At 43.0% G+C, this 22,728-nt stretch carries 19 protein-coding genes and 2 pseudogenes; 18 read left to right on the top strand and 3 right to left on the bottom strand.

Annotated features, from left to right (window positions below; translation table 11 throughout):
- Positions 1–111: 111 nt before the first annotated feature.
- The 6 genes and pseudogenes from CVD23_RS13455 to CVD23_RS13430 all read left to right on the top strand — a co-directional run.
- Positions 112–456, top strand: coding sequence for a hypothetical protein (locus tag CVD23_RS13455; RefSeq protein WP_101579563.1), 345 nt, complete (start codon positions 112–114; stop codon positions 454–456).
- Between the two features lie 122 nt (positions 457–578).
- Positions 579–1,847 carry an RHS repeat domain-containing protein gene (locus tag CVD23_RS13450; protein WP_101666292.1) on the top strand — a complete coding sequence of 423 codons (1,269 nt, stop codon included), beginning with the start codon at positions 579–581 and terminating at the stop codon, positions 1,845–1,847.
- An 881-nt stretch (positions 1,848–2,728) separates the two neighbouring features.
- Entirely contained in the window at positions 2,729–2,986 is a 258-nt protein-coding gene (locus CVD23_RS13445) for a hypothetical protein (protein WP_180955661.1), read from the top strand.
- Positions 2,987–3,035: 49 nt separating this feature from the next.
- Positions 3,036–3,360: pseudogene (locus CVD23_RS13440) on the top strand (glycosidase); the annotation flags it as partial.
- 15 nt (positions 3,361–3,375) lie between these two features.
- Positions 3,376–4,629 carry an MFS transporter gene (locus CVD23_RS13435; protein ID WP_101578664.1) on the top strand — a complete coding sequence of 418 codons (1,254 nt, stop codon included), beginning with the start codon at positions 3,376–3,378 and terminating at the stop codon, positions 4,627–4,629.
- An 83-nt stretch (positions 4,630–4,712) separates the two neighbouring features.
- Positions 4,713–5,108, top strand: a pseudogene (locus CVD23_RS13430) (glucosamine-6-phosphate deaminase); the annotation flags it as partial.
- A 79-nt stretch (positions 5,109–5,187) separates the two neighbouring features.
- Here the strand turns inward: CVD23_RS13430 and CVD23_RS13425 are convergent.
- Complete coding sequence (locus CVD23_RS13425) at positions 5,188–6,072, bottom strand: hydroxymethylglutaryl-CoA lyase (RefSeq protein ID WP_101666291.1); 885 nt, start codon at positions 6,070–6,072, stop codon at positions 5,188–5,190.
- Positions 6,069–6,740: a GntR family transcriptional regulator gene (locus CVD23_RS13420; RefSeq protein WP_101666290.1), complete on the bottom strand. Its 672-nt coding sequence runs from the start codon at positions 6,738–6,740 to the stop codon at positions 6,069–6,071. Before CVD23_RS13420 ends, CVD23_RS13425 begins: the two co-directional genes overlap by 4 nt.
- A 235-nt stretch (positions 6,741–6,975) precedes the next feature.
- Here CVD23_RS13420 and CVD23_RS13415 point away from each other — a divergent pair, with 235 nt between their 5' ends.
- From CVD23_RS13415 to solA, 9 genes are all read left to right on the top strand, one after another.
- Positions 6,976–8,178, top strand: coding sequence for a CaiB/BaiF CoA transferase family protein (locus CVD23_RS13415; protein WP_101578667.1), 1,203 nt, complete (start codon positions 6,976–6,978; stop codon positions 8,176–8,178).
- 15 nt (positions 8,179–8,193) lie between these two features.
- Complete coding sequence (leuC, locus tag CVD23_RS13410; protein WP_101578668.1) at positions 8,194–9,618, top strand: 3-isopropylmalate dehydratase large subunit; 1,425 nt, start codon at positions 8,194–8,196, stop codon at positions 9,616–9,618.
- Entirely contained in the window at positions 9,615–10,244 is a 630-nt protein-coding gene (gene leuD / locus CVD23_RS13405; protein ID WP_101578669.1) for a 3-isopropylmalate dehydratase small subunit, read from the top strand. The genes leuC and leuD overlap by 4 nt, the downstream gene beginning before the upstream one ends.
- Before the next feature lie 54 nt (positions 10,245–10,298).
- Positions 10,299–11,366, top strand: coding sequence for an ABC transporter substrate-binding protein (locus CVD23_RS13400; RefSeq protein WP_180955660.1), 1,068 nt, complete (start codon positions 10,299–10,301; stop codon positions 11,364–11,366).
- A gap of 88 nt (positions 11,367–11,454) precedes the next feature.
- Complete coding sequence (locus CVD23_RS13395) at positions 11,455–12,267, top strand: ABC transporter ATP-binding protein (protein ID WP_101666289.1); 813 nt, start codon at positions 11,455–11,457, stop codon at positions 12,265–12,267.
- A complete protein-coding gene (locus CVD23_RS13390) occupies positions 12,264–13,013 on the top strand; it encodes an ABC transporter permease (protein ID WP_101666288.1) in 750 nt (249 codons plus the stop codon). The genes CVD23_RS13395 and CVD23_RS13390 overlap by 4 nt, the downstream gene beginning before the upstream one ends.
- Before the next feature lie 36 nt (positions 13,014–13,049).
- Complete coding sequence (locus CVD23_RS13385) at positions 13,050–13,826, top strand: ABC transporter permease (RefSeq protein ID WP_101666287.1); 777 nt, start codon at positions 13,050–13,052, stop codon at positions 13,824–13,826.
- A gap of 65 nt (positions 13,827–13,891) precedes the next feature.
- The gene (locus CVD23_RS13380; RefSeq protein WP_101666286.1) at positions 13,892–14,647 is read left to right on the top strand and encodes a maleate cis-trans isomerase family protein; all 756 of its coding nucleotides are present in this window, start codon (positions 13,892–13,894) and stop codon (positions 14,645–14,647) included.
- A gap of 157 nt (positions 14,648–14,804) precedes the next feature.
- On the top strand, positions 14,805–15,932 hold the full coding sequence (gene solA / locus CVD23_RS13375; RefSeq protein ID WP_257988426.1) for an N-methyl-L-tryptophan oxidase: 1,128 nt from the start codon (positions 14,805–14,807) through the stop codon (positions 15,930–15,932).
- Between the two features lie 72 nt (positions 15,933–16,004).
- Here solA and CVD23_RS13370 read toward each other — a convergent pair whose 3' ends face one another.
- The gene (locus tag CVD23_RS13370; protein ID WP_101666284.1) at positions 16,005–18,044 is read right to left on the bottom strand and encodes a molybdopterin-containing oxidoreductase family protein; all 2,040 of its coding nucleotides are present in this window, start codon (positions 18,042–18,044) and stop codon (positions 16,005–16,007) included.
- Between the two features lie 266 nt (positions 18,045–18,310).
- Here CVD23_RS13370 and CVD23_RS13365 point away from each other — a divergent pair, with 266 nt between their 5' ends.
- The 3 genes from CVD23_RS13365 (at position 18,311) to dhaK (ending at position 22,721) form a co-directional block, all read left to right on the top strand.
- Complete coding sequence (locus CVD23_RS13365) at positions 18,311–19,516, top strand: MFS transporter (protein WP_180955659.1); 1,206 nt, start codon at positions 18,311–18,313, stop codon at positions 19,514–19,516.
- A 66-nt stretch (positions 19,517–19,582) separates the two neighbouring features.
- Positions 19,583–21,610: a sigma 54-interacting transcriptional regulator gene (locus tag CVD23_RS22725; RefSeq protein ID WP_101666282.1), complete on the top strand. Its 2,028-nt coding sequence runs from the start codon at positions 19,583–19,585 to the stop codon at positions 21,608–21,610.
- A gap of 115 nt (positions 21,611–21,725) precedes the next feature.
- Positions 21,726–22,721 (top strand): dihydroxyacetone kinase subunit DhaK, encoded by a 996-nt coding sequence (dhaK, locus tag CVD23_RS13355; RefSeq protein ID WP_101578689.1) that lies wholly within the window; start codon positions 21,726–21,728, stop codon positions 22,719–22,721.
- Positions 22,722–22,728: the final 7 nt, after the last annotated feature.

Genomic DNA, 22,728 nt, shown 5'->3' with positions numbered 1-22,728 from the left:
ACAAAACAGTAATGGTGAGTGAACCTTAGCTATGAAATAACCAGTTTGCCATTTTTATAATAGTTTAAGATACAACACAGGGTACGGGTAATGCTATAAGAGCAGATTTTTATGTATCATGATTCCGCCGGCGGTAACTGGATTGAACAAAATGAAGACGGCAAAATCACGAAATACCGTTATAATGAATTGAACGAACTTGTGGAAGCCAGAGACAAGAAGTATTTCTATGATGTCAACGGCAACCTCGTTGAAAAGGAAACAAGGGAAGGCACGATCAAGTACAATTACACGACCGACAACCGCTTGAAAGGCGTGTACTACCCGGACGGCTCGCTCGTTGAGTATGAGTACGACGCCCTGAGAAGAAAAGCGTCGCGGCACCAGGGAGAAAAACGGCCTGAAAAAGCGGATGGGCAAAGCGCTCTACGAAGAAACAACCCAGTACCTGTATGACGGACTGAACGTGTTCAAGGAATACGGGGAAAACGGCCAGCCGCTCGCCCAGTATTATATGGGATCGGACCACGTGATTGCCCGGAAGATGTTCGGCAACCACGGCCGCAAGCAGGAAGGCTATGAAGGCAATATCCCGGACCCGAGGCGGACTGTTGTATTACCATGAAGACGCGATCGGCAACATCCTGGATGTGACCGACCGCCGAGGAGAAAAACGCGCATCGTACAGCTATGATGCGTTCGGCAACCTGTTCAGCCATATGGCGGCCCCATACAACGCCGTCGGGTTCACCGGCAAATCGTATGACGCGAAAGCGGGCATGATCGATTTTGGCTCCAGATGGTACAGCCCGAACGAGGGCCGCTTCACGACGATGGACACGTTTGCGGGATGGACGAACCTTCCGGCCAGCTTAAACCGGTTCAGCTATGCCCATAACAACCCGGCGACCTATATGGACCCAAGCGGACACGCAATCTGTATCCCGACTGGGCCGGATGGGGAGTATTGTAAAGCGCCCCCACCAGGAGGCGGAGGCAAAGATCCAACACCGCCACCGCCACCAGCACCAAACCCAAAACCAGGTTCCGGAGGATCAGGCGGTTCTGGAGGAGGAAAAGGCGGAAGCGGAGGATCAGGTGGATCTTCAGGAGGATCTGGAGGCGGAGGCCCAGTAGCACCACCACCCCCACCGCCACCACCTGCGCCGACATTCGAAGAAATCCTGGCAATGCGCTGGGGCAACTTTAGTAAGTTAGCTGGATTTATGCCACCTTCTTACAAAAGTTATGGGAAGTCTAGTCAATCGGTTCGTAACAAATACGTATTTACTAATAAAAGAAAGTTCAGTTTTGGGTTTAGTAACAAATCAATGTCGAGTTACTTCAACAGATTTAATAAGAAATCCAATACTGCTTTAAAAACGGTAAATAATTATAATGAGAAATTATATGAAATTAAAAAGTCACTATATAGTTATGTAGATTTTTTATATATTGATAAGGAAGAACATTATGAAAGAAATGAATTACAAGAGAAATTCTATAAAGAATTAGATGTTTATAACAACATTGAGAATATTAAAAACGAGGAAAGTGGTTGGAAAAAAATAAGTGAAGATAAAGATATTTACCATGAAAATTCTAGTAAATACAATGATAAGTATTTAAAACAGTATAAAGGGTATGAAGTAGAAGTAGTGATAAACAATAATCCTGAATTTGAATCTTCTATTGTAACAAACCCTCAGGACATGGGGACTCTTAATTATGCACCGACTGAGCAAGGTTTTCGCCACTGGAGATATGATATGATTCCATACTGGCTGTGGGGAAACAGTGCTGAAGATCGTACTGCAGATATTAACAGAATTATTGGTCCGAGGTAATTTTGGGGAGGAAGAGATGAAAATAAAACTTGTATTTACAATAATATTAATAGTTTATTGCAGTGTAACCCTTTTTGAGCCTGTAATTCCTTTTCCATCTAATTCAAGTAACTTTATCTTTTTATTTATTGGTTCTTCTAGTATAGTATTTTCATTTTTTCTTTTTAAACTTAAATCTTATATATTAATGTCTATCTACTTTCTATTAGGATTAATTATAAGTATTGGACTTTATTTTGGAACCCAGTTTTAAAAGAATATCATTGAAATGCTCACAGAAAAGTTAACTAGTAATATTCTGCCCCTCTTGGTATAGTAGGGTATCAATTTTTCCGACCCAAGAGGGGTTATACTAAAAAGGAAATATAACAATAATGTTGAGAATTCAGAAATTAATGCTAATCTCTCTAAAAGACATAAAAAAAATTGAATCCAGACTGGATTTTAATATTAAGTCTTAGTTGTTAGTCGGGCTTAAACCAATAAATTTAGATAATGGCGAGTCAATTTATAGCTGTAATGATGTAGGTTTTGATAAATAGTATTTTTAGTTAAAAACATTATAAGGATTTAGTGAAAAACCTTGATTAGCATAGCCTGTCAAGGTTTTTTAATGAGTATTTTGGCATAACAATCATCTGCAAAACTAGTCGAAAACACCTCTACTCTTTGGAGTTATGCTATGGCTAAAGAATAAATACGATAAAGGACTAGACCCGAAGGACTGGGAACCAGTTTTATGAAGAAGATCCCGATCCGTTCAATGAAAGACCGAACTATTCGAAGGATCCGATCCAGAAAGCCGAATACAAATACGATTCCGTCGGCAACCGGATCGAACAAATGAAGACGGCAAAATCACGAAATACCGTTATAATGAATTGAATGAGCTTGTCCAGGCCGGCGAAAAATCCTATTACTACGACGCCAATGGAAACCTCGTTGAAAAAGAAACGAAGGAAGGCACAATCAAGTACGAATACACAACCGACAACCGCCTGAAAGGAGTCTACTACCCGGATGGCTCGCTTGTCGAGTATGAGTACGATGCCCTGAGAAGAAAAGCGTCGCGCCACCAGGCTTATTATGATTACTCGCACCCTGGAACGGAAACGGCCGGGGACCGGCTCAGGATTTGACGTCTCTGCATTTTTGTTTAAAAATTCCTGAACCAGCTGTTCACACGTTTTTAATAACGGACGGATTGGAGGTGGAGCTGTTCCGATTAAAACAGAAAAGGGCTGGCTGGAGCTTTATCACGGGGCTTCAAAAGAAGACCGGTACTGTATGGGAGCTGTATTGCTCTAAGATAATTGCCCGGTCAGAGAAGCCGATTTTAGAGCCTGAGGCTGATTATGAGGTGGACGGGTTTTTTGGAAATGTTGTGTTTTCTTGCGGTGCCATTACAGAAGGAGATACTGTTAAAATGTATTATGGTGTAGCAGACACTTCGATGGCCTGTGCCGAACTAAGCTTAACAGACATTTTAGACTCATTGGTATACTATTATTAGGGGTCAGGCCCCACAATGCTGATTGTTAGAATCAGAAATCAGGGAGTAATTATGGGACGACTATTTAAAATATTTTCAGAAGAAGCCAACTATTATTTGGTGATGAATGCCTTTTTTGCTTTTGCCTCTGCATTGTCAGCGATTTTTTTAAATGTATTTTTGTGGAAGCTTGATTCAAGTTTTTCGCTGCTGGCGATTTATTCTTTTTTTCTATCATTTTCAATTTTAGCAAGCTTCAGCTTATGTGCATGGTTTGCGAGAAAAACGACCCCAATGGCATCGTTAAGATTGGGAATCTTTTTCCATATCTTGACTTACTTATTGATGTTGATTTTAAAAGACTCGTTAAGCTCATACGTCATATTATTAGGCGCGCTTATGGGACTTGCGACCAGCTTTTACAGCGTTGGTGCACATATGGCTATTCTTGATATGACAACAAATGAAAAAAGAGACCGCTTCTTGTATGCACAGGGAATCGTGGCGACGATTGGCGGCTTGGCCGGACCTCTTCTGGCAGGGTTTATTATTGAATTATTTACAGGAGCTACCGGATACTATTTAGTTTTTGGTTTATCTGTTATCTTTTACTTTTTGGCAATGATCGCTTCAATGAAGGTAGTGGGATCACCGATTGAAAAAGTTAGCTACTTAATGGAAGTATTTCGAAAGCCGACTCGGGAATGGAAAGGGATGTATATCGTGTCCTTTGGCGACGGTATCGTTTCTGGCGTTTATCAAACATTTTTAATTACGATGATGATCTATACGGTCGCGGGGGGCGAGATGAGTCTCGGAATCTTTAATACTCTTGCAGAATTGGTCAGCGTTATCGCCTTTTTGTGGCTCGCAAAAGCTTCGTCGCCAAAACTGAGATTACCGGTTTTCGCAATAGGAGCGATGGGCTTGTCATTGTCTTCGATTTTCTTATCAATTGCGCCGTTTCTGTTCACATTGATTTTGTTTACGATTCTAAAACCGATCACTTCCAACATGATATACATTTCTATGAATGCCTTGTTGTACGAAGCAATTGAAAAAGATCCACATTATAAAGAGAAACGGTTGGACTATATTATCATAAGAGAAATCCCCCTCGGAGTTGGAAGAATGCTCGGAGTCGGCATTTTTCTTTGGATGCGAAGCGCATTTGAAATTGAGGATCTTTTAGCGATTTCAGTCGGTATTTTTCCAGTTATTTATATTATTATGATCCCAGTACTATATTTAATTTGGAACAAAAAGTCTAATCTGGCAGTTACAAGCTAGTTATTTAGAAAACAAGGAAGGGATTGTAACTATATTTTTGAGGCCCGGGGATAGACGACCTGGGCAGAAGCGAGAGACGCAAAAGCCATTATGAGTCATTAATTGAGCAAAATGGGCGTATCGATCTGCAAATTTTAGGACTGGGCCGCAATGGGCATATCGGTTTTAACGAGCTGGGTACATCTTTCGAATCGAAAACGCATGTTGTCGAGCTTGCCAACACAACAAGGATGGCAAATTCGCGATTTTTCAATGAATCATCTGAAATACCGGCTCATGCCATTACAATGGGGATTTCGACAATTTTAAAAAGTAAAGAAATCTTGCTGCTTGTTTCTGGAGAGGAAAAAGCCTAAGCTCTTCACAGGCTGCTGGAAGGTGATGTTTGCGAAGCCTTTCCAGCTTCAATTTTAAAACTGCATCCTAATGTTACAGTCATTGCAGATAATAATTCATTTTTAAGAACTATTAGTATATGATTAACTTTTTGCCTCGATTAAATTTAAATTTGAAGATAAAAAAGCTCCCGGTTGCTAGAACAAGGGAGCTTCGGCAATATTAAGCAATCCCAGCCTTCATCAGCATCCCATCCAAAGAACGCTCCATGTTCTCTTCCATCCATTTAGCGATGTCTAGGAGCTGATTTAGATCCGTGCCAGTTTCAATTCCCATACTATGAAACATATTGACCATGTCCTCTGTACATACATTCCCAACGGCTTTTGGCGCGAAGGGACAGCCGCCTAAGCCTGCAATCGAGGAATCGAATCTGTTAACCCCGGCTTGATATCCTGCCAGTGTATTTGCCAAACCAAGTCCGCGAGTGTTGTGGAAATGAAGTCCTAACGATAAGTCTGTTCCAAAGGCTTCTCTAAAAGCTTCCACTATATTTTGAACCTGTATCGGATTTGCCATTCCTGTTGTATCGGCCAGTGTAATTTTCGTACAACCTGATTCTAAAAATTTCTCAGCTACTTTCAGCACTCGTGATAAAGGGACCTCTCCTTCAAATGGGCAGCCGAACGCAGTGCCGAGCACACCCGCAACGCCTTTGCCTGCTTCACTACCTTCACGAATGACCTTCGCTAATTCTTCCACAGCTTGGTCCACGGTTCTTTTCGCATTCCGCATATTAAATTGGTCGCTTGTAGCTGTGACAACATGCAAGAAGTTGACATCTGTTTTCAAAGCACGATCCAGGCCTGAGCGGCTCAAGACGAGTCCGGCATATATGATATCTTCTCGTTTCGGGAGCAATCGCAGCACCTCTTCAGCGTCAGCCATCTGCGGAACGACCTTAGGGTTAACGAATGAAACGGCTTCGATAGTGCGGATTCCAGCATCGATCAGACGGTTAATCAATTCTACTTTTGTTTCGGTGGAAATGATTTTACATTCATTTTGCAGCCCATCGCGGGGGCCTACTTCACAAATTTCGATCATGAATCTTCCTCCTTTAATAGATGACTATTTTTGATTTCCTCAAGATGCCTTAACACATGGTCGCGCCCCTGAAAAATATGTTCATGCATGGCGATTCGGGCACGCTCAGGCTCTTTATTTTTAATGGCTTGGAGAATAATTTTATGAACTTCTAAAGACTGTTGGAGCTGAAAGTGGTTATACCAGTAAAAAGACCGAAAGACGACCGGAACAACGACAACCTTTGAGATATGGAAGAATATATGTGCGTTCTTGGAAGCAGCGACAATTGAATTATGAAACTCCTGATTAACATCGACAATTTCTTTAATGCTGTCCATATCTGATTCAATATACTGGGTGATCGCTTTTTCATATAATTGATTGGCTGTTTCCATTCTCTTCAGATCGTCATCTGTGCGGTTAATCGCGGCTTGGCTGGCACCATATCCTTCGAGCAATGTTCTTAAGTCGTATATTTGCCGGATATCCTCTTTTGTAAAATGCCTGACACTTACTCCACGCTTTAATGGTACAAGCAGTCCTTCTGCTTCAAGCTGTTTAATGGCTTCTCTCACTGGTGTCCTGCTTAAGTTCAATTCCTTTGCCAGGGTTTCTTCCGCAAGCCTCATACCTGGCTCGTATTTTCCTTGGATAATCGCATCTTTTATAAATTCGTATGCATACATGTAAACACCTCACGAACTTATTGTATACAAAAGAAGAAAGAATATCAATAATATTCTGAAAACAATCAATGTAAGCGGTTAAATTAATCGGTTTAGCTTAAAATTAAATATTTTTCAAAATGTGGTTGACTTATTGTATACAAAAGATTAAATTTGTATACAAGATTAAGAAAATTTAGATTTGTGAGTTTAATAGCGGCGCTAAAACGATAAAGCACGGACAGGAGGGATCCGATTGACTAAACATCGATTGCCTTTAGAAAATTTACGTGTCATCGAACTGGGCACACTTTTAGCTGGTCCCTTTGCGGGAAGGTTGTTGGCCGATTTTGGTGCTGAGGTCATAAAGGTGGAACCACCCGGTAAATCAGACCCGATGAGAAACTGGGGAAAGTCGAAAGATGGTGTTGGGCTTTGGTGGCCGATTCAATCAAGAAATAAAAAATCGATTACTCTAAACTTACGTGAAGAAGCAGGGCAATCCATTTTAAGAGAGCTGGTAAAGGAAACGGATATTATCATCGAGAACTTCCGCCCAGGAACGATGGAAAAGTGGAATCTTTCATATGAAACTTTAGCTGAAATTAATCCGAAAATAATTATGGTGAGAACATCGGGTTTCGGGCAAACAGGACCTTATAAACATCGAGCCGGGTTCGGAAGTGTGGGGGAAGCGATGGGAGGTCTCCGTTATGTAACAGGCTATCCGGATCGACCGCCATCAAGAATTGGAATTTCAATCGGCGATACCTTGGCCGCGTTATTCGCAACAATTGGCTGTCTCGTTGCGGTTCATGAAAGAGAGCATTCCGGGAAAGGACAGGTCGTCGATACCGCCTTATACGAATCGGTATTTTCGATTATGGAAAGTATCATTCCCGATTACTTGCTGGCTGGCTATGTGAGGGAGCGAATGGGTAATATTCTTCCTGGTGTTGCACCTTCAAATATTTATTTTACAAAAGATAAAACCTACATCGTTATTGGTGCGAATGCAGATAATGTCTTCACTAGACTTTGTGAAGCAATGGATCAGCCTGAACTTGCGGATGACCCGAGGTTTGCAACGCATAATGCCAGAGGGGAAAATATGAAGCTGCTCGATTCGATGATCGAAGAGTGGACGAAAACATTGCCAGCGAAGGAAGCACTCGAAATTCTTGAGGAAAAGGGCGTGCCATCAGGACTTATCTATTCCGCAAAAGACATTTTAGAGGATCCTCACTATAAAGAAAGAGAAATGATTGTAAATGTTGAACATCCCCAATTAGGTGAGTTTTCAATGCCGGGGGTTGTTCCGAAGTTAAGCAGGACACCTGGGAAAATAAAGCATCCCGGAGCGGAAGTGGTTGGTAAACACAATGATGAAGTGTACAGAGAATTACTCGGATACAGCCAGGAAAGACTGAAAGAGCTAAAGAATACCAATGTCATATAAAAAAGGAGTTGCGTAATGGGGAAAACCTTATATGAAAAGATTTGGGAAAATCATCTTGTCCATGAAGAGGAAAATCAACCGGCACTCTTGTTTATTGATCTCCACTTAACACATGAAGTGACGTCACCACAGGCGTTCGAAGGGCTAAGAATCAAAGGACGTAAGGTGCGGAGACCGGATTTAACGATTGCTACCATGGATCACAGCATTCCAACAAGAAACCGGGACCTGCCGTTTACAGATGAAATAGCCAAAAAACAGGTGGACGCTCTCGTCAACAATTGCCGGGAATTCGGCATTAAGCTTTTTGATCTGAACAGCCGAAATCAGGGGATTGTCCATGTCATCGCACCGGAGCTGGGAATCACCCAGCCAGGCCAGACGATTGTATGCGGTGACAGCCATACTTCCACCCATGGAGCATTTGGGGCTCTTGCCTTTGGAATTGGGACGAGTGAAGTGGAACATGTATTGGCAACGCAAACGTTAAAGCAATTCAAGTCGAAAACATTGGCGATCAATATCAATGGAGAGCTTCCAACCGGCACGACAGCGAAAGACTTAATTCTGGCTATGATAGGAAGATTTGGACATGATTTTGCCACTGGTTGTGTAATCGAATATCGCGGTGAAGCGATTCGCAAGCTGTCGATGGAAGAGCGGATGACGATATGTAATATGTCAATCGAAATGGGCGGAAGAGCAGGTTTAATCGAACCGGATGAAACAACCTTTCAATACTTGAAGGATAAAGAGTGTGTACCGAAAGGCAGTGATTGGGAAGCAGCGTTGACAGAATGGAAAAAACTTTATTCCGATTCTGATGCGGTTTTCGATTTAACTGTCGAGTTTGATGCATCAGAAGTCGTTCCACAGGTGACATGGGGGACAAATCCTGGCCAGGTAACTGGCATAACAGGAAAAGTGCCTTCCGTTGCCGAACTTCCGGATGCTCAAAAAAGGGCTGCGGAAAAGGCCCTGAATTATATCGGATTGGCTGAAAATACGGCAATATCAGATATCGCCATAAATAAGGTCTTTATCGGTTCCTGTACAAACAGCCGGATTGAGGATCTGCGAAAAGCAGCGAAAATCGTTAATGGTTACAGGGTTGCTGACAATGTTACAGCTTTAGTAGTCCCTGGTTCTCAGGCAGTTAAAATCCAGGCTGAAACTGAAGGGCTGGATCAGATTTTTATAGAGGCGGGCTTTGAATGGCGGGAAGCAGGCTGCAGCATGTGCCTCGGAATGAATGAAGATATCGTCCTGCCTGGTGAGCGCTGTGCCTCAACATCAAACCGCAATTTTGAAGGCCGGCAGGGAAGGAACGCTAGGACGCATTTGGTCAGTCCGGAAATGGCAGCGGCTGCGGCCATCAAAGGGCATTTTGTTGACGTTAGAACTTGGCCAATGAAAACTGCGGAGGAGATAAATCTATGACACAGTCATTTTTGAATTTTACTAACATCGTAGCTCCTTTGGATGTAGTCAATGTTGATACGGATGCAATCATTCCGAAACAGTTTTTAAAAAGAATTGAAAGAACCGGTTTCGGCCAATTTCTGTTCTATGACTGGCGCTTTGAAAATGGCAAAGAGAACGAGACGTTTATATTAAATCACGAGGAGTACCGGCATGCCGGGATATTATTGGCTCGGAAAAACTTTGGATGTGGTTCTTCAAGAGAGCACGCTCCATGGGCACTCGCTGATTACGGAATCAAAGTGATCATAGCGCCTTCTTTCGCTGATATATTCTATAACAATTGCTTTAAAAACGGGATATTGCCGATTGAACTAAGTGAAGAAGAAGTGGAACAGCTATTTCAAAAAACAGCCAGCACAAGAGGTTACCAGCTAACGATAGATTTAGAGAATCAAACTTTAACAGACAAACAAGGGTTTATAAGTCATTTTCAAGTAGCTCCGTATCGAAAAGAGCTGTTGATCAAAGGGCTGGACGAGATTGGTGCTTCCTTGCAATTTGCAGAAAAAATTGCTGCTTTTGAGAAGACACATAAAATTTATTATCGTCTTGATTCTGATGCGTTTACAAAAAATTCTTAATAGAGGCTTTATTAAAAGAAAATGAAAGCGATAACATACAAGGAGGGTTACCTAATGAATTGGAAAAGAACGATGATGTTGGGCAAGTTTACAGTCATGATCATGTTGCTTTTATTTATTGCTGCAGGATGCGGTGGAGAAAAACCGGCAAGTGGATCGGCTTCAAAAGATAGTGGTGGAGGAGATAAGGTCGATGAGATCGATATTTCTGTCACTCATTATCCGACTGGATTGTATGCGGTTCCTTACGATGTAGGAATTGATCAAGGTTTTTTTGAAGAAGAAGGAATCAAGATTAATAAGATTGTTGGCAGCGGCGGCGGTGGAACGACGGTGCGTAATGTATTGTCCGGAGATCTTCCGTTTGGCGATGTATCTACCTCTGCTGTACTCCAGTCATATCTTGCCGGAGCTCCATTGAAGATCGTCAGCGGCGGAGTTCAAAGTGTTAGTGATCTAGTCTATGTTACCCGCCCGGATGCTGACATTGAGAAGGTCGAAGATATGGTCGGAAAAACATGGGCATTTACAAACCCCGGGTCCGTAACAGAAACAACATCACAATTAATTTTTGACTCAAACGGTATTGACCCAAAAACATTGAAGCTTGTTGCATCTGGTGGAGTCAGTGAGGGATTGACTATGCTGCAGGCAGGAGAAGTCGATGCAACATTAATGATGGAACCTGCCTATTCTGTTCAAAAGGATGACTGGAAGACCCTGTTTCGTGTTTCCGATCATGTGCCTAATTATCAGCAGAGCGTTATCATAACAAGTCCGCAGTTGATTAAGGAAAACCCGGATTTAGTTAAACGTTTCCTGACTGCTTATCAGAAATCGGTAGAATGGACGTACGCAAATCCGGAGGAGGCAGGAAAGATTTTTGCCAAATCAGCTGAGATTGATGAAGCAGCTTCGGTTGCAGCGATTAAGGATCTTGCAGATAAAAAACACTGGAACAGCAAGATTGAACTGGACTCTATCAATAATGTCGTCAAAGGGATGCAGATGGCCAATACTTTGAAGAAAGGCCAGGAAATTGTCTGGGATGAGGTTTTAAACATGGACTTCCTTCCGGATGATCAAAGGCTGGATCCGTCCAAACTGGACACGAATAAATAGACTGGATTTATCAGCATGGCCGGTGATGAACTTTTATCGACCGGCCCCTGCCATTACCATAAACTTATGAGCAAAGGGGCGGACACATATGGCTGAACCATTAATGAAAGTGGAAAGTTTGACAAAAGTGTATACTAGCGACGCTAAAGAAGTGGTCGCTTTACAGGATATCGATTTTACTGTCCGGAAAGGGGAATTTATTTCGATCGTTGGCCCAAGCGGATGCGGTAAAACGACATTGCTGGAGATTTTGTCAGGACTTCGGCTGGCGACAACCGGTTCCGTAAAAATCAAAGGTGAAACGGTCACAGGTCCCCATCGTTCGATTGGGATTGTCTTTCAGGAAGAGTCTACTTTTCCGTGGAGAACGGTCCAGGAGAATGTTGAATTTGGATTGCAAATGCAGGGCAGGCCAAAGTCGGAATATCGGGAAAAAGCAAAAAATATGATTGAACTTGTTGGTTTAAAAGGGTTTGAACATTCTTATCCATATGAGTTGTCAGGCGGGATGCGGCAGAGGGTCGCGATCGCAAGGACACTCGTGACGCAGCCGGAAATAGTTGTGATGGATGAACCGTTCGGAGCATTGGATGAACAGACACGATTGATTTTGGGAGGGGAACTGCTGAAAATAGTTGAACAAACGAAAGCAACAGTTGTGCTCGTCACGCACAGCATTCAGGAGGCTGCCCTGCTTTCAGACAAAATTGTCGTCTTGTCAGCGAGGCCAGGGAAGGTGAAGCATCTTATTGAAAGCAAGCTGCCAAAACCACGTGATGCTCATGCATTGACCACTCCGGAATTTGCCGAAATCACGCAAATGCTCTGGTCCAGCCTGGAAGAAGAATCTTTAACGAAAAAACCTGAAATGAAGTACAACAACAAGGTGGTAGGACAATGAGACTTCATCGGGTTGTCCAAATCGTGATTGTCGCCTCTTTATTGGGTTTATATGAAGTGGCTACGCGAATGAACTGGCTTGATCCGTTCACCTTTATCCCTTTTTCGACGATGTTTACGAATATGATTGGCAATCTAGGCAACCCGGAATATGTAACAAACCATTTTGGGATCACGGCCATGGAAATTTTGGCTAGTTTCATTGGCGCGATGATATTTGGAATAATCTTTGGAATCGTCCTTTGGCGCTCTGATTTAGCCCACCATGTCCTTCAACCGTATTTGCTTTTATTTTACGCGATCCCTTTTTTTGCTTTGTATCCGATTTTTATCAGTATTTTGGGGATTGGGCCTTTGCCTGTTATCATGATTGGACTGCTGTTTGCCATGCCAGCCGTAATCAGCAATACCGCCATCGGTTTCCGGGAAATCAGAAAGGTGCTCGTTAAAGTCGGTGAATCGTGTAATCTCTCGTTTCGGCAAATGTTGATCCATATTTATTTTCCGGCTGCATGGCCGTATATTTTCACCGGGGTCAAACTGGCGGCGGCCTATTCAATTATTGGGGTGATTGCAACCGAGTTTATCCTCTCTTCGCGCGGATTAGGCTATACCATTTCGTATGCGTACAACAATTTTGATATGAATGGGATGTACGGTTCGGTTCTCCTTGTGATTGTGATCGCTTTGCTCGTTAATGTAGTTCTCGGTTTTATTGAAGCGAGAGTATATAGAAGAAACATGTAAAGGCTTTGGTCTAACAATAGAAGAGAGGAGAACTTCATGAATACAATGACTTTAAACCAAAAACGGTATAAGTTTGGCAGATATATGGTCCCGCTCGCGGTTATCCTGCTCTGGCAGATTATTTACCAAATCATTGGAGCACCGGCGATGGCTTCTCCGTGGCAAAGTGTTGCAGATTTAGGGGAAAACACAAAAAACTGGCTCGGTGATATGGGAAACACCTTGCTTACGTTGTTAATCTCATTCCTAATCGCGGCAATTTCCGGTGTGATACTAGGGTTTTTTATCGGTTTAAGTTCTTTTTGGACCAAAACATTGTCACCATTGTTATTAGGCTTATACTCGATTCCAAAAGTGACTTTGTACCCGATCTTCCTATTAATTTTTGGGCTAACGATTCAAGGAAGAATGGCATTTTCCGTCTTCCACGGAATTTTTCCAATGATGATTATTTGTATGGAAGCAACGAGAACGGTTCCTGAAATTTATCTAAAATTGGCAAAATCGTATCGGATGAGTTTTACGCAAAAAGCACGGCAGATCCTTATCCCTGCGATCATGCCGCAGCTTGTCGTTGGCCTGCGGATGTGTTTCAGCCTTTGTTTTCTGGGGTTAATCCTGGCAGAGATGTTTGCTTCGTATGAAGGGCTGGGACACCGTTTAGTCCATTATATGTCGCTTAATGAACCGGCCTCGATTCTTGCTTTGATCATCATCATTATTTTCATTGCGTTTTTCTTTACGTTCTTATTTCTGCTCTGGCAGGAAAAGAATGAATTAAAGATTGGAAAACGTAAGATGAATTTATCGTAACAGAGCTCTGTAAGAGGGCGGGTAGAGAAAACACAGGTGTAAATACCTTTATGGAGGAACAAATGATGAGTGACAGTTATCGAGTTGGCTTAATCGTACCGAGCTCAAACACGACAATGGAAACTGAGATCCCGGCAATGCTTCACAGTAGGCAGCAGCTTCAAACAAACGAAACTTTTACCTTTCATTCGTCAAGGATGCGAATGAAACATGTCAATCCGGAAGAGTTAAAGAAGATGGACATTGATAGTGAACGATGTGCGATTGAGCTTTCCGATGCCCGTTGTGATGTGTTGGCGTATGCTTGTTTGATTGCGATTATGTGCCAGGGACCAGGGTACCACCAAATCTCAGAGGAAAAGTTATCCGCAGCGACGATCGAAAATGGAGGAGGTGCGCCCATCGTCAGCAGTGCAGGGGCACTGATTGAAGGGATTGAGACGATTGGCGCGACGAAGGTTTCGATTATCACCCCGTACATGAAGCCTTTAACCAATATGGTGATTGAATATCTAAATACAGCGGGAATCGAAGTGGTTGATTCTATTAGTCTCGAAGTAGCGGACAATCTTGAAGTCGGCCGTTTGGATCCTCTTAAACTTATTGATCATGCCACTCGTTTGAATACAAAAGGAGCTGACGCTGTTGTGTTATCTGCTTGTGTTCAGATGCCTTCTCTTCCTGCTATTCAGACGGTTGAAGATAGGTTGCGGCTTCCTGTTTTATCAGCTGCAACTTCAACGGTATATAAAATTCTTAAAAAATTGAATCTGAACACAGCGGTCCCCGACGCAGGATATTTGCTGTCAGGAAAGTTTTAACTAGCTCCACAATTGTTCGGATTGATGAAAAACAAAAAAACTTTTATATTTAATAGTGAAGGGCTCTCTGTATGAGAACCTCTTTTTTGTTGGTGGATAATAAATTGCGAAGGCGAGAGTTCGGACTAATATGAACAACAAACGGGAGTTGAACAAATTGGCAGAGAATCATTTTGACGTGGTAATCGTCGGTGCGGGATCTATGGGGATGGCAGCAGGCTATTATCTTTCAAAGCTCGGGGTAAAGACATTAATGATAGATTCCTATGATCCACCTCATTCAATTGGCAGCCACCATGGAGAAACCAGAATCATTCGGCATGCTTACGGTGAGGGGAGAAGCTATGTGCCTCTGACCCTACGAGCTCAGCAGCTTTGGCATGAACTGCAGCTTGAAGCCGGGAAAGAGCTTTTCCTAAACACAGGTGTTGTCTCGATTGGGGATGAGGAATCTTCGTTTTTAAAAGAGATAATGGAATCTGCCAAAGAATTTAATCTTCCTATTACATATTTGAATTCAGAGGAAATCCACACGAGATGGCCAGGCCTTCATTTACCTGCAAACTTCGTTGGCTGCCTGGAAAAGTCCAGCGGTGTGTTGCTTGTGGAGGAATGTATCCGCGCATATAGGAATCTGGCTCTTCAAAATGGTGCAAGGCTGATCGCAAATACTGACGTTGTTTCGATCGTTCAAAATGGTGACAGGGCTGTCGTACATACAAAAGATAATGAATATCACGCTGAAAAGGTGATTGTTTGCGCAGGGGCATGGACCGGGAAGCTCCTTTCCGAATTGAACCTGCCAATTGAACCAACTCGGAAAACGGTTGCCTGGTTTGAAGACGAACAACATCAGTACGGTTATAAAAACTTTCCAGCCTTTGTTTTTCAGCTTGAAGACAGCGCCTTTTACGGTTTTCCGAACTTCGGGAAGGGCATCAAAGTAGGGCGGCATGATGGCGGACAAAAAATGGATCCTGATTTAATGAATCAGGAATTCGGCACGCAGCCCGAGGATGAAGGGGATTTAGCCCGGTTTGTTCAATCGTATTTTCCTTCTGCCTCGAAAACTGCTAGCCATGGTCATGTTTGTATTTATTCGATGACTCCTGATGAAGATTTTATCATTGACGTTCATCCTCAAATGCCCAATGTCTTCATAGCTGCCGGATTCTCCGGACATGGATTTAAATTCAGCAGCGTAGTTGGGGAAATCCTGTCTGAAATGGTGACCGAGGGCAAAACGAAGCATGATATATCAGCGTTTTCACTTGCAAGGTTTTAGAGTAGACTTTTCGGCGTTACAAAAAAAGCCCCAAAGAGACATCATCTCCTTGGGGTAATCAATTTTTGTCAGCTACAATTTTTCCACATTCACACGCCCCGAAAAGAAAGTGGCGCCGCCTCCCATATCTGCGATTCGATCAGGCGTTAGTGTATTTACGAGTTGCTTTGTACCTGGGAGATCAGCCCAAAGCCCTTGCGTGACAACTACTCCTTCCAGTACATTTTCTCCTACAGAAGTCTTGAGCTCACATTCTCCCCGATGGTTCCATACTCGGATCAGATCTCCGTCGTTAATACCTCTCGCTGAAGCATCCTTAACATTCATGTGCAAACGAGGTTCTTTTTCAAGCAGGATATGCTTTTGATTATTTGCAAAGGTTGTGTTTAAGAAATTATGATTTGGCCCGGGCACAAACAAGAACGGAAAGTCACCGTCGTGAACAAGCGGTGTATACGTTGGCAGCGGAGGATATCCGTCCCGTGCCATTTTCTCTGAATAAAGCTCAATTTTTCCGCTTGGTGTTGCCAGTTTTCCAGAGAGCAGGGGCTTCATATTTGCTTTTACATATTGTTTGGAAGCCAGTTCCTCATAATCAATCTCGTCCAGATAAGGATTGTTTTTGTTATCAAGTGCCTGTGCGATCATTTCTGCTTCTGTTTCATATAAAGCTTGATCGTCAAAGCCCATTTCCTCGGCAAGCAGCTGGAATACTTCAACATTTGATTTAGATTCACCGTACTTTTCAATGACCGGCTGCTGGATCTGGATATAGTGATGCCAGTAGGAGGTATACAAATCGGTGTTTTCAAATGCGCTCGTTGCCGGCAGGATCAGATCAGCATACATGGCCGTTTCTGTTAAAAATAAATCATGGACAACGGTAAACAGGTCGTCCCGAAGTAGTCCTTCTATTACTTTATTACCTTCCGGTGCAACAACCGCTGGATTCGTTCCATACACAAACAAACTTTTTACAGAAGGGTCTGCTTCCAGCAGTGCCTGGCCAAGCTGGTTCATGTTGATCGTTCTTGTGTTTTTATTTTGCAGTAGATCAGGGCGCTGCAGAGCCGCCGTATTCGGAGCAAGAAAGCCTCCATTGGATTTGATGGCTCCGCCACCCTTGGCAAGCCATTGGCCGGTAACGGCAGGAAGGCAGGCGATCGTCCGGATGCACATACCGCCGTTGTCATGATGCTGTGGTCCATTTCCAATTCGAATAAACGCGGGTGAAGTGCTGCCATACATCCGGGCCAGTTTATAGATGTCTTCCACCGGAACGCCGGTAATACCTGAAACCGTAATCGGATCATACTGAATAACATGCTTGCGCAATTCTAGATGTCCGACTGTGTATTGCTTCAGGAAGGCTTTGTCTGCCATATTTTCTGCGAATAGAATATGCATCAATCCAAGAGCGAGGGCGGCATCCGTGCCAGGTAAAATAGGGATAAACCAATCTGCAAATTGTCCTGTCTGGTTTTTGTGCACGTCAATTACCACGATTTTCGCGCCTTTTTTCCTCGCATTCTGGGCAAGGGCAACCTGATGCATGTTTGTACTGACGGCATTTATCCCCCAGAATATAATCAGTTTTGAATTGACCGTATCCTCCGGGTCGATGCCAAAGCTGCCGCCCATTGTATATTTATAGCCAACAGTACCAGCTACTGAACAAATTGTCCGATCAAGTTGGGCGGCCCCGAGTCGATGAAAAAAGCGGCGGTCCATTCCCTCGGCACTCAGTCTTCCCATGTTGCCATAAAAGCTGTAAGGCAGAATACTTTCAGGTCCATCTGTTTGAATCAGCTCCTTCCATCGTGAACCAATCATATTGATCGCGTCACTCCAGCTGATCGGCGCAAATTGTCCTTCCCCTTTTTTTCCAATCCGCTTCATAGGGTATTGAAGCCGGTTCGAATCATAAATTCGCGAGGTCATGTTTCTTACCTTGTTGCAAATATTGCCTTTTGTAACAGGGTGGTCGGTGTCTCCCTGAATTTTTATGATTTTTCCATCTTGCTTATGGACAAGCAGGCCGCATTGATCCGGACAGTCAAGCGAACAGACGGAAGGAAAGATACCGGTTTTTTGGTCAACAAAAGATTGCATGGAATTCTCCTTTAAACATGAAATTGGATACGAACTTTATTAGTTTAGTTATTTAATATAATAAAATAATTGGTAAACACTATCAATAAAATATGATCTATATAACCGCGGGCGAACCTATTTATCTGCATGTAGTAGGTTAAAATTCAAAAATTATTTTTTTCGCCATGCTAAAATGTTACGATAGTAAACAAAAATACGCTTGTTGTTACAAGTCATATCTAAAAGCTTCATAACCCAATGTATGCAGATAAGAGGAGATCATTGTGGAATACATTCAATCAGGAACAAAACAATCGAGACTGGCCAGCATTTCATTATTTCTTGGGGGATTTGTGACGTTTGCAATCCTGTATACGACCCAGCCATTGATGCCGGTTTTTACAAAAGAATTTGGCGTCTCGGCTCCAGTCGCAAGCTTATCTTTGTCTTTATCAACAGGATTGCTTGCGGTTGTGATGTTAATTGCAGCCGCATTATCGGATGCGGTTGGCAAAAGAAAGATCATGATTTTTTCGATGCTGTCGACATCTATCCTTGGATTGCTGTCCGCGTTCAGTCCAAATTTTATGACTCTCTTAATCTACCGGGCTTTGTTAGGGATATTTATCGCCGGAATTCCTTCGATTGCGATGGCATATGTCTCGGAAGAATTCAGTCCGAAAGAAATCGGCAAGGTGATGGGACTCTATATAAGTGGAACAAGTATAGGCGGGCTTTCTGGACGAATTGTTACGGCTGCACTTACCGATCTGTTCACTTGGCAGATCGCGTTGTCCGCGGTGGGAATTATGACGATTCTTTTAAGTATTGTGTTTTGGCTGACTCTTCCCGCCCCTCGCCATCTTGTGAAAAAGCCTTTACAATGGAAAGCTGCATGTGAAGCCTATAAATCTCATTTTAAAAATAAACAACTGATGACCCTGTTGGCGCTGCCCTTTTTATTAATGGGGAGCTTTGTAACCTTATATAATTACATAGGCTTTTTACTCGTTGAACCACCCTATAATTTAAGCCAAACAGTGGTAGGATTTATTTTTGTCGTATACTTGTTCGGCACTTTCAGTTCTATTTTTATGGGGAGGAAAGCGGATGAACTCGGGTATTCGAAAACGTTAAAAATTTCTCTTGCGATTATGATTAGCGGTGTAATCTTGACACTTGTCCCTTTATTATTAGTTAAAATATTAGGAATCTCCATTTTTACATTTGGATTTTTTGCCTGTCATTCGATTGCGAGCGCCTGGGTTGGTGAGTCTGCCGTAAACTATAAAGCACAGGCTTCGGCTCTTTATCTACTATTTTACTATCTTGGATCAAGCTTGGTCGGTTCTTTCGGCGGTTACTTCTGGGTACATTTTCATTGGATTGGTGTTGTTTCTTTGATCTTTGGTTTGTTAATGGTTGGATATTTACTCATTGTAAAATCAGAAAAATCCCTCGTTAAAAAAGATAAGACTTATAACATTTAAAAAGTATTTACGATTTGATATAGTGAAAATATACAGTAATCTACCACAGGGCAGGCGAATGTTCCCATGCAAAAAATAATCGTCAAAGTCTATCGAAAAAACGGATTGCATGTCAGGATTGCAGCAACTCTGATCACAAAGCTGCAAAACGAAATAAAGAACCCAAAGGTTTTAAAAAACATCTTTGTTGAGTTCAAAGGAAAACGCGTTGAAGTTATCAATCTATTATCGCTGGTCTCCCTCAAAATTGGGCAAGGTGAAGAGTTTGCGATTTGTTTTGATAAAGCGGTGCCTGAATCAATTTTGAATGAGATCAAGCTTTTCTTTGAACAAATCGACCAGGAGGACAATCGTGATTCGGAAACGGACCGGTTGTTAATGGAGAACTCTGTCATTCTCCAGGAAGCCATCGCCAACTTGCCGAATGGCATGATTGTTGTCAACCAGGAAAACATCATTACGTTTGTCAATGAAGCAGCTGTCAGGCTGCTTGAAATCCCCTCAAATCAACTTTTAAACCAGCAAGCCGATCAAGTTATTCCCCATTCAAAATTACACGAAATCTTGCAAACCGGAGAAATTAGAATAGCAGAAAAGCAAATCTTAAAGAGTTATACGATTCTCGCCAACCGCGCCCCGATTTTTTATGATGGAAAAGTGATTGGCGCGGTGGCGATTTTTCAGGATGTCTCAGATTTGGAAAAGGTAAGCCTTGAACTACAGAGGGAAAAGGAACTTCAAGAAAGACTGAATCTTGTCCTCGAATCTGTCTCAGATTTGATTGCAATGACCGATGAAGAAGGCCATTTTACATATATGAATGAACAAATGCGCGAGTTTCTTTTCAAGATCGATGCAAATGAATCGATTGTCGGGCTGATTGGCAAACGGGAATGGAAGCAGCTGAAAGTTCAAAAGCAATCTGTGTATCGGGTTATGAATCTATTGGAAGACGAAGCGTTTATTACGAAGATAAATCCGGTTTTGATCGATGCTGGTTTTCGCGGTGCGGTCATTTCCCTCAGTCCCTATAACGAGATGAAATCGCTACTCGAAAAATTGGAGCTGATGGAGAAACGGACGGAATATTTGGAGCAGGAGCTGTCCAGGCATTTAGGCTTGGACGAAGCGTTTCAGACGATCATCGGCCACAGTGAAACGTTATTTGAAAGCTTGTCGATCGCCAGTAAAGTTTCGAAAACAAATTCAACCGTGTTAATCACGGGGGAAAGCGGAACGGGAAAAGAACTCGTTGCCCGTGCGATCCATGAATCAAGCAAAAGGCAGAAGGGGGCGTTCATTCGCGTTAACTGTGCCGCAATTCCTTATAATTTGATCGAAAGCGAATTGTTCGGCCATGAAAAAGGAGCGTTTACAGGAGCGTTTAAAACCCACCAGGGGAAGTTTGAACTGGCGAACGGGGGAACGATTTTTCTTGACGAAATTGGCGATCTTAATTTTGACCTGCAGGCAAAGCTTCTCCGTGTTCTTCAGGAAAGGGAGATCGAGCGGGTCGGCGGCAATCGGACGATCAAGCTTGATGTCCGTGTGATTGCCGCTACGAATGAAGATCTGCATCGATTAGTGCAAGAAGGGAAATTCCGGGCCGATTTATATTACCGGTTAAACATCATTCCAATCCACCTGCCGGCATTACGGAATCGCAAAGAAGATATTCCTTTATTAGTCGACCACTTCCGGCAAGTGTATAATGGCCAGTTGGGAAAAAGTATCAAGCGCTACGAAAAAGGATTTTTAGAAGCGATTGGGGACTATCATTGGCCAGGCAACATCAGGGAACTGCAAAATACGATTGAGCGGGCCGCTACTTTGACCGAGGATGGAACCCTGTACTGCAAAGATCTGCCCGAGTATATATTAAATCGCGATTCGTCCTCTTTTAAAATTCAATTAAACGGAGATCTTTTACCGTTAGAGAAATATGAACGGCAAATTTTTGAGCATGCCGCACCCAACTATCCAAGCTACAATCAATTAGCGCGGGCGCTGGGAATCACGCATAAAACGGCGGCAAGCAAACTAAGAAAATACCAATTGGAGCATTTGCTTGGGAAAAATTATCAACACTCTTGAGAATAATTCCCCAAGTTTTTTTAAAAATAATGAAAACGCCTTCATTTATCAATCGTTTCATGTTGGCACGCTTCTTGCATTCATAATGAATGAATCGAAAAGGAGGGCAATAATAATGAAAAAGCTAATTAATCATCCTGAAGATGTAGTCAAAGAAATGGTGGAGGGATTTATTGCGGCATATCCGAAGCGGCTCAAACAAGTTCCTGATACGTCTGTCATTGTTCGCGCTGATGCACCGGTGCAGGGGAAAGTCGGAATTGTCAGCGGAGGCGGCAGCGGGCATGAGCCGGCACATGGCGGGTTTGTTGGTCCAGGAATGCTTGATGGCGCGGTGGCAGGGGAAGTTTTTACTTCACCGACACCGGATCAAGTGTACGAGGCGATTAAAGCGGTTGATGGCGGCAGGGGTGTCCTTTTAGTTATTAAAAATTATACCGGTGATGTGATGAATTTCGAAATGGCCGCAGAGTTGGCCGAAGCCGACGGGATTCAAGTTGCCAAGGTCGTTGTCAATGATGATGTTGCCGTCGAAAACTCTACATATACGGTCGGAAAAAGAGGCATTGCCGGAACGATTTTTGTCCATAAAATCGCCGGGGCCATGGCTGAAACGGGGGCATCACTTGAAGAAGTAACGGCTGTTGCTAACAAGGCGATTGAAAACCTTTGTTCAATGGGCATGGCGTTATCGCCAAGCACGGTCCCGGCAGCAGGAAAACCGGGCTTTACAATCGGCGAAAATGAAATGGAAATCGGCACAGGCATTCATGGCGAGCCGGGCATTGAAAGAACGGAGATTAAAAGTGCGGACGAAGTGACGGATACGCTCCTTTCAAAGGTGCTTAACCATCTCCAGTTAGCGCCAAACAGCAAAGTGGCTCTGATGATTAACGGACTCGGTGCGACACCGTTAATGGAGCTCTATATCGTTAACCGGCGGGTAGCGAAAATCCTGCACGAAAAGGAAATTGAAGTGCATGAAACTTTTATTGGCGAATACATGACATCCATCGAAATGGCAGGCTGCTCGATCACGATTCTCCGACTTGATGATCAACTAACAGAGCTTCTCGATGCGAAAGCAGATACGGTTGCTTTTAAGAAATAACAGAAGG

It is taken from the genome of Bacillus sp. V33-4 (assembly GCF_002860225.1).
Classification (GTDB): domain Bacteria; phylum Bacillota; class Bacilli; order Bacillales; family Cytobacillaceae; genus Bacillus_BJ; species Bacillus_BJ canaveralius.
This window is presented reverse-complemented; position numbering and strand designations above follow the sequence as displayed.

Coding starts and splice junctions, on each gene's coding strand:
- CVD23_RS13400 (WP_180955660.1), top strand. CDS start 10,299: ATGAATTGGAAAAGAACGATGATGTTGGGCAAGTTTACAGTCATGATC.
- CVD23_RS13455 (WP_101579563.1), top strand. CDS start 112: ATGTATCATGATTCCGCCGGCGGTAACTGGATTGAACAAAATGAAGAC.
- CVD23_RS13420 (WP_101666290.1), bottom strand. CDS start 6,740: ATGTATGCATACGAATTTATAAAAGATGCGATTATCCAAGGAAAATAC.
- CVD23_RS13390 (WP_101666288.1), top strand. CDS start 12,264: ATGAGACTTCATCGGGTTGTCCAAATCGTGATTGTCGCCTCTTTATTG.
- CVD23_RS13380 (WP_101666286.1), top strand. CDS start 13,892: ATGAGTGACAGTTATCGAGTTGGCTTAATCGTACCGAGCTCAAACACG.
- CVD23_RS13435 (WP_101578664.1), top strand. CDS start 3,376: ATGCTGATTGTTAGAATCAGAAATCAGGGAGTAATTATGGGACGACTA.
- leuD (WP_101578669.1), top strand. CDS start 9,615: ATGACACAGTCATTTTTGAATTTTACTAACATCGTAGCTCCTTTGGAT.
- CVD23_RS13395 (WP_101666289.1), top strand. CDS start 11,455: ATGGCTGAACCATTAATGAAAGTGGAAAGTTTGACAAAAGTGTATACT.
- CVD23_RS13450 (WP_101666292.1), top strand. CDS start 579: ATGAAGGCAATATCCCGGACCCGAGGCGGACTGTTGTATTACCATGAA.
- CVD23_RS13425 (WP_101666291.1), bottom strand. CDS start 6,072: ATGATCGAAATTTGTGAAGTAGGCCCCCGCGATGGGCTGCAAAATGAA.
- leuC (WP_101578668.1), top strand. CDS start 8,194: ATGGGGAAAACCTTATATGAAAAGATTTGGGAAAATCATCTTGTCCAT.
- dhaK (WP_101578689.1), top strand. CDS start 21,726: ATGAAAAAGCTAATTAATCATCCTGAAGATGTAGTCAAAGAAATGGTG.
- CVD23_RS13370 (WP_101666284.1), bottom strand. CDS start 18,044: ATGCAATCTTTTGTTGACCAAAAAACCGGTATCTTTCCTTCCGTCTGT.
- CVD23_RS22725 (WP_101666282.1), top strand. CDS start 19,583: ATGCAAAAAATAATCGTCAAAGTCTATCGAAAAAACGGATTGCATGTC.
- CVD23_RS13385 (WP_101666287.1), top strand. CDS start 13,050: ATGAATACAATGACTTTAAACCAAAAACGGTATAAGTTTGGCAGATAT.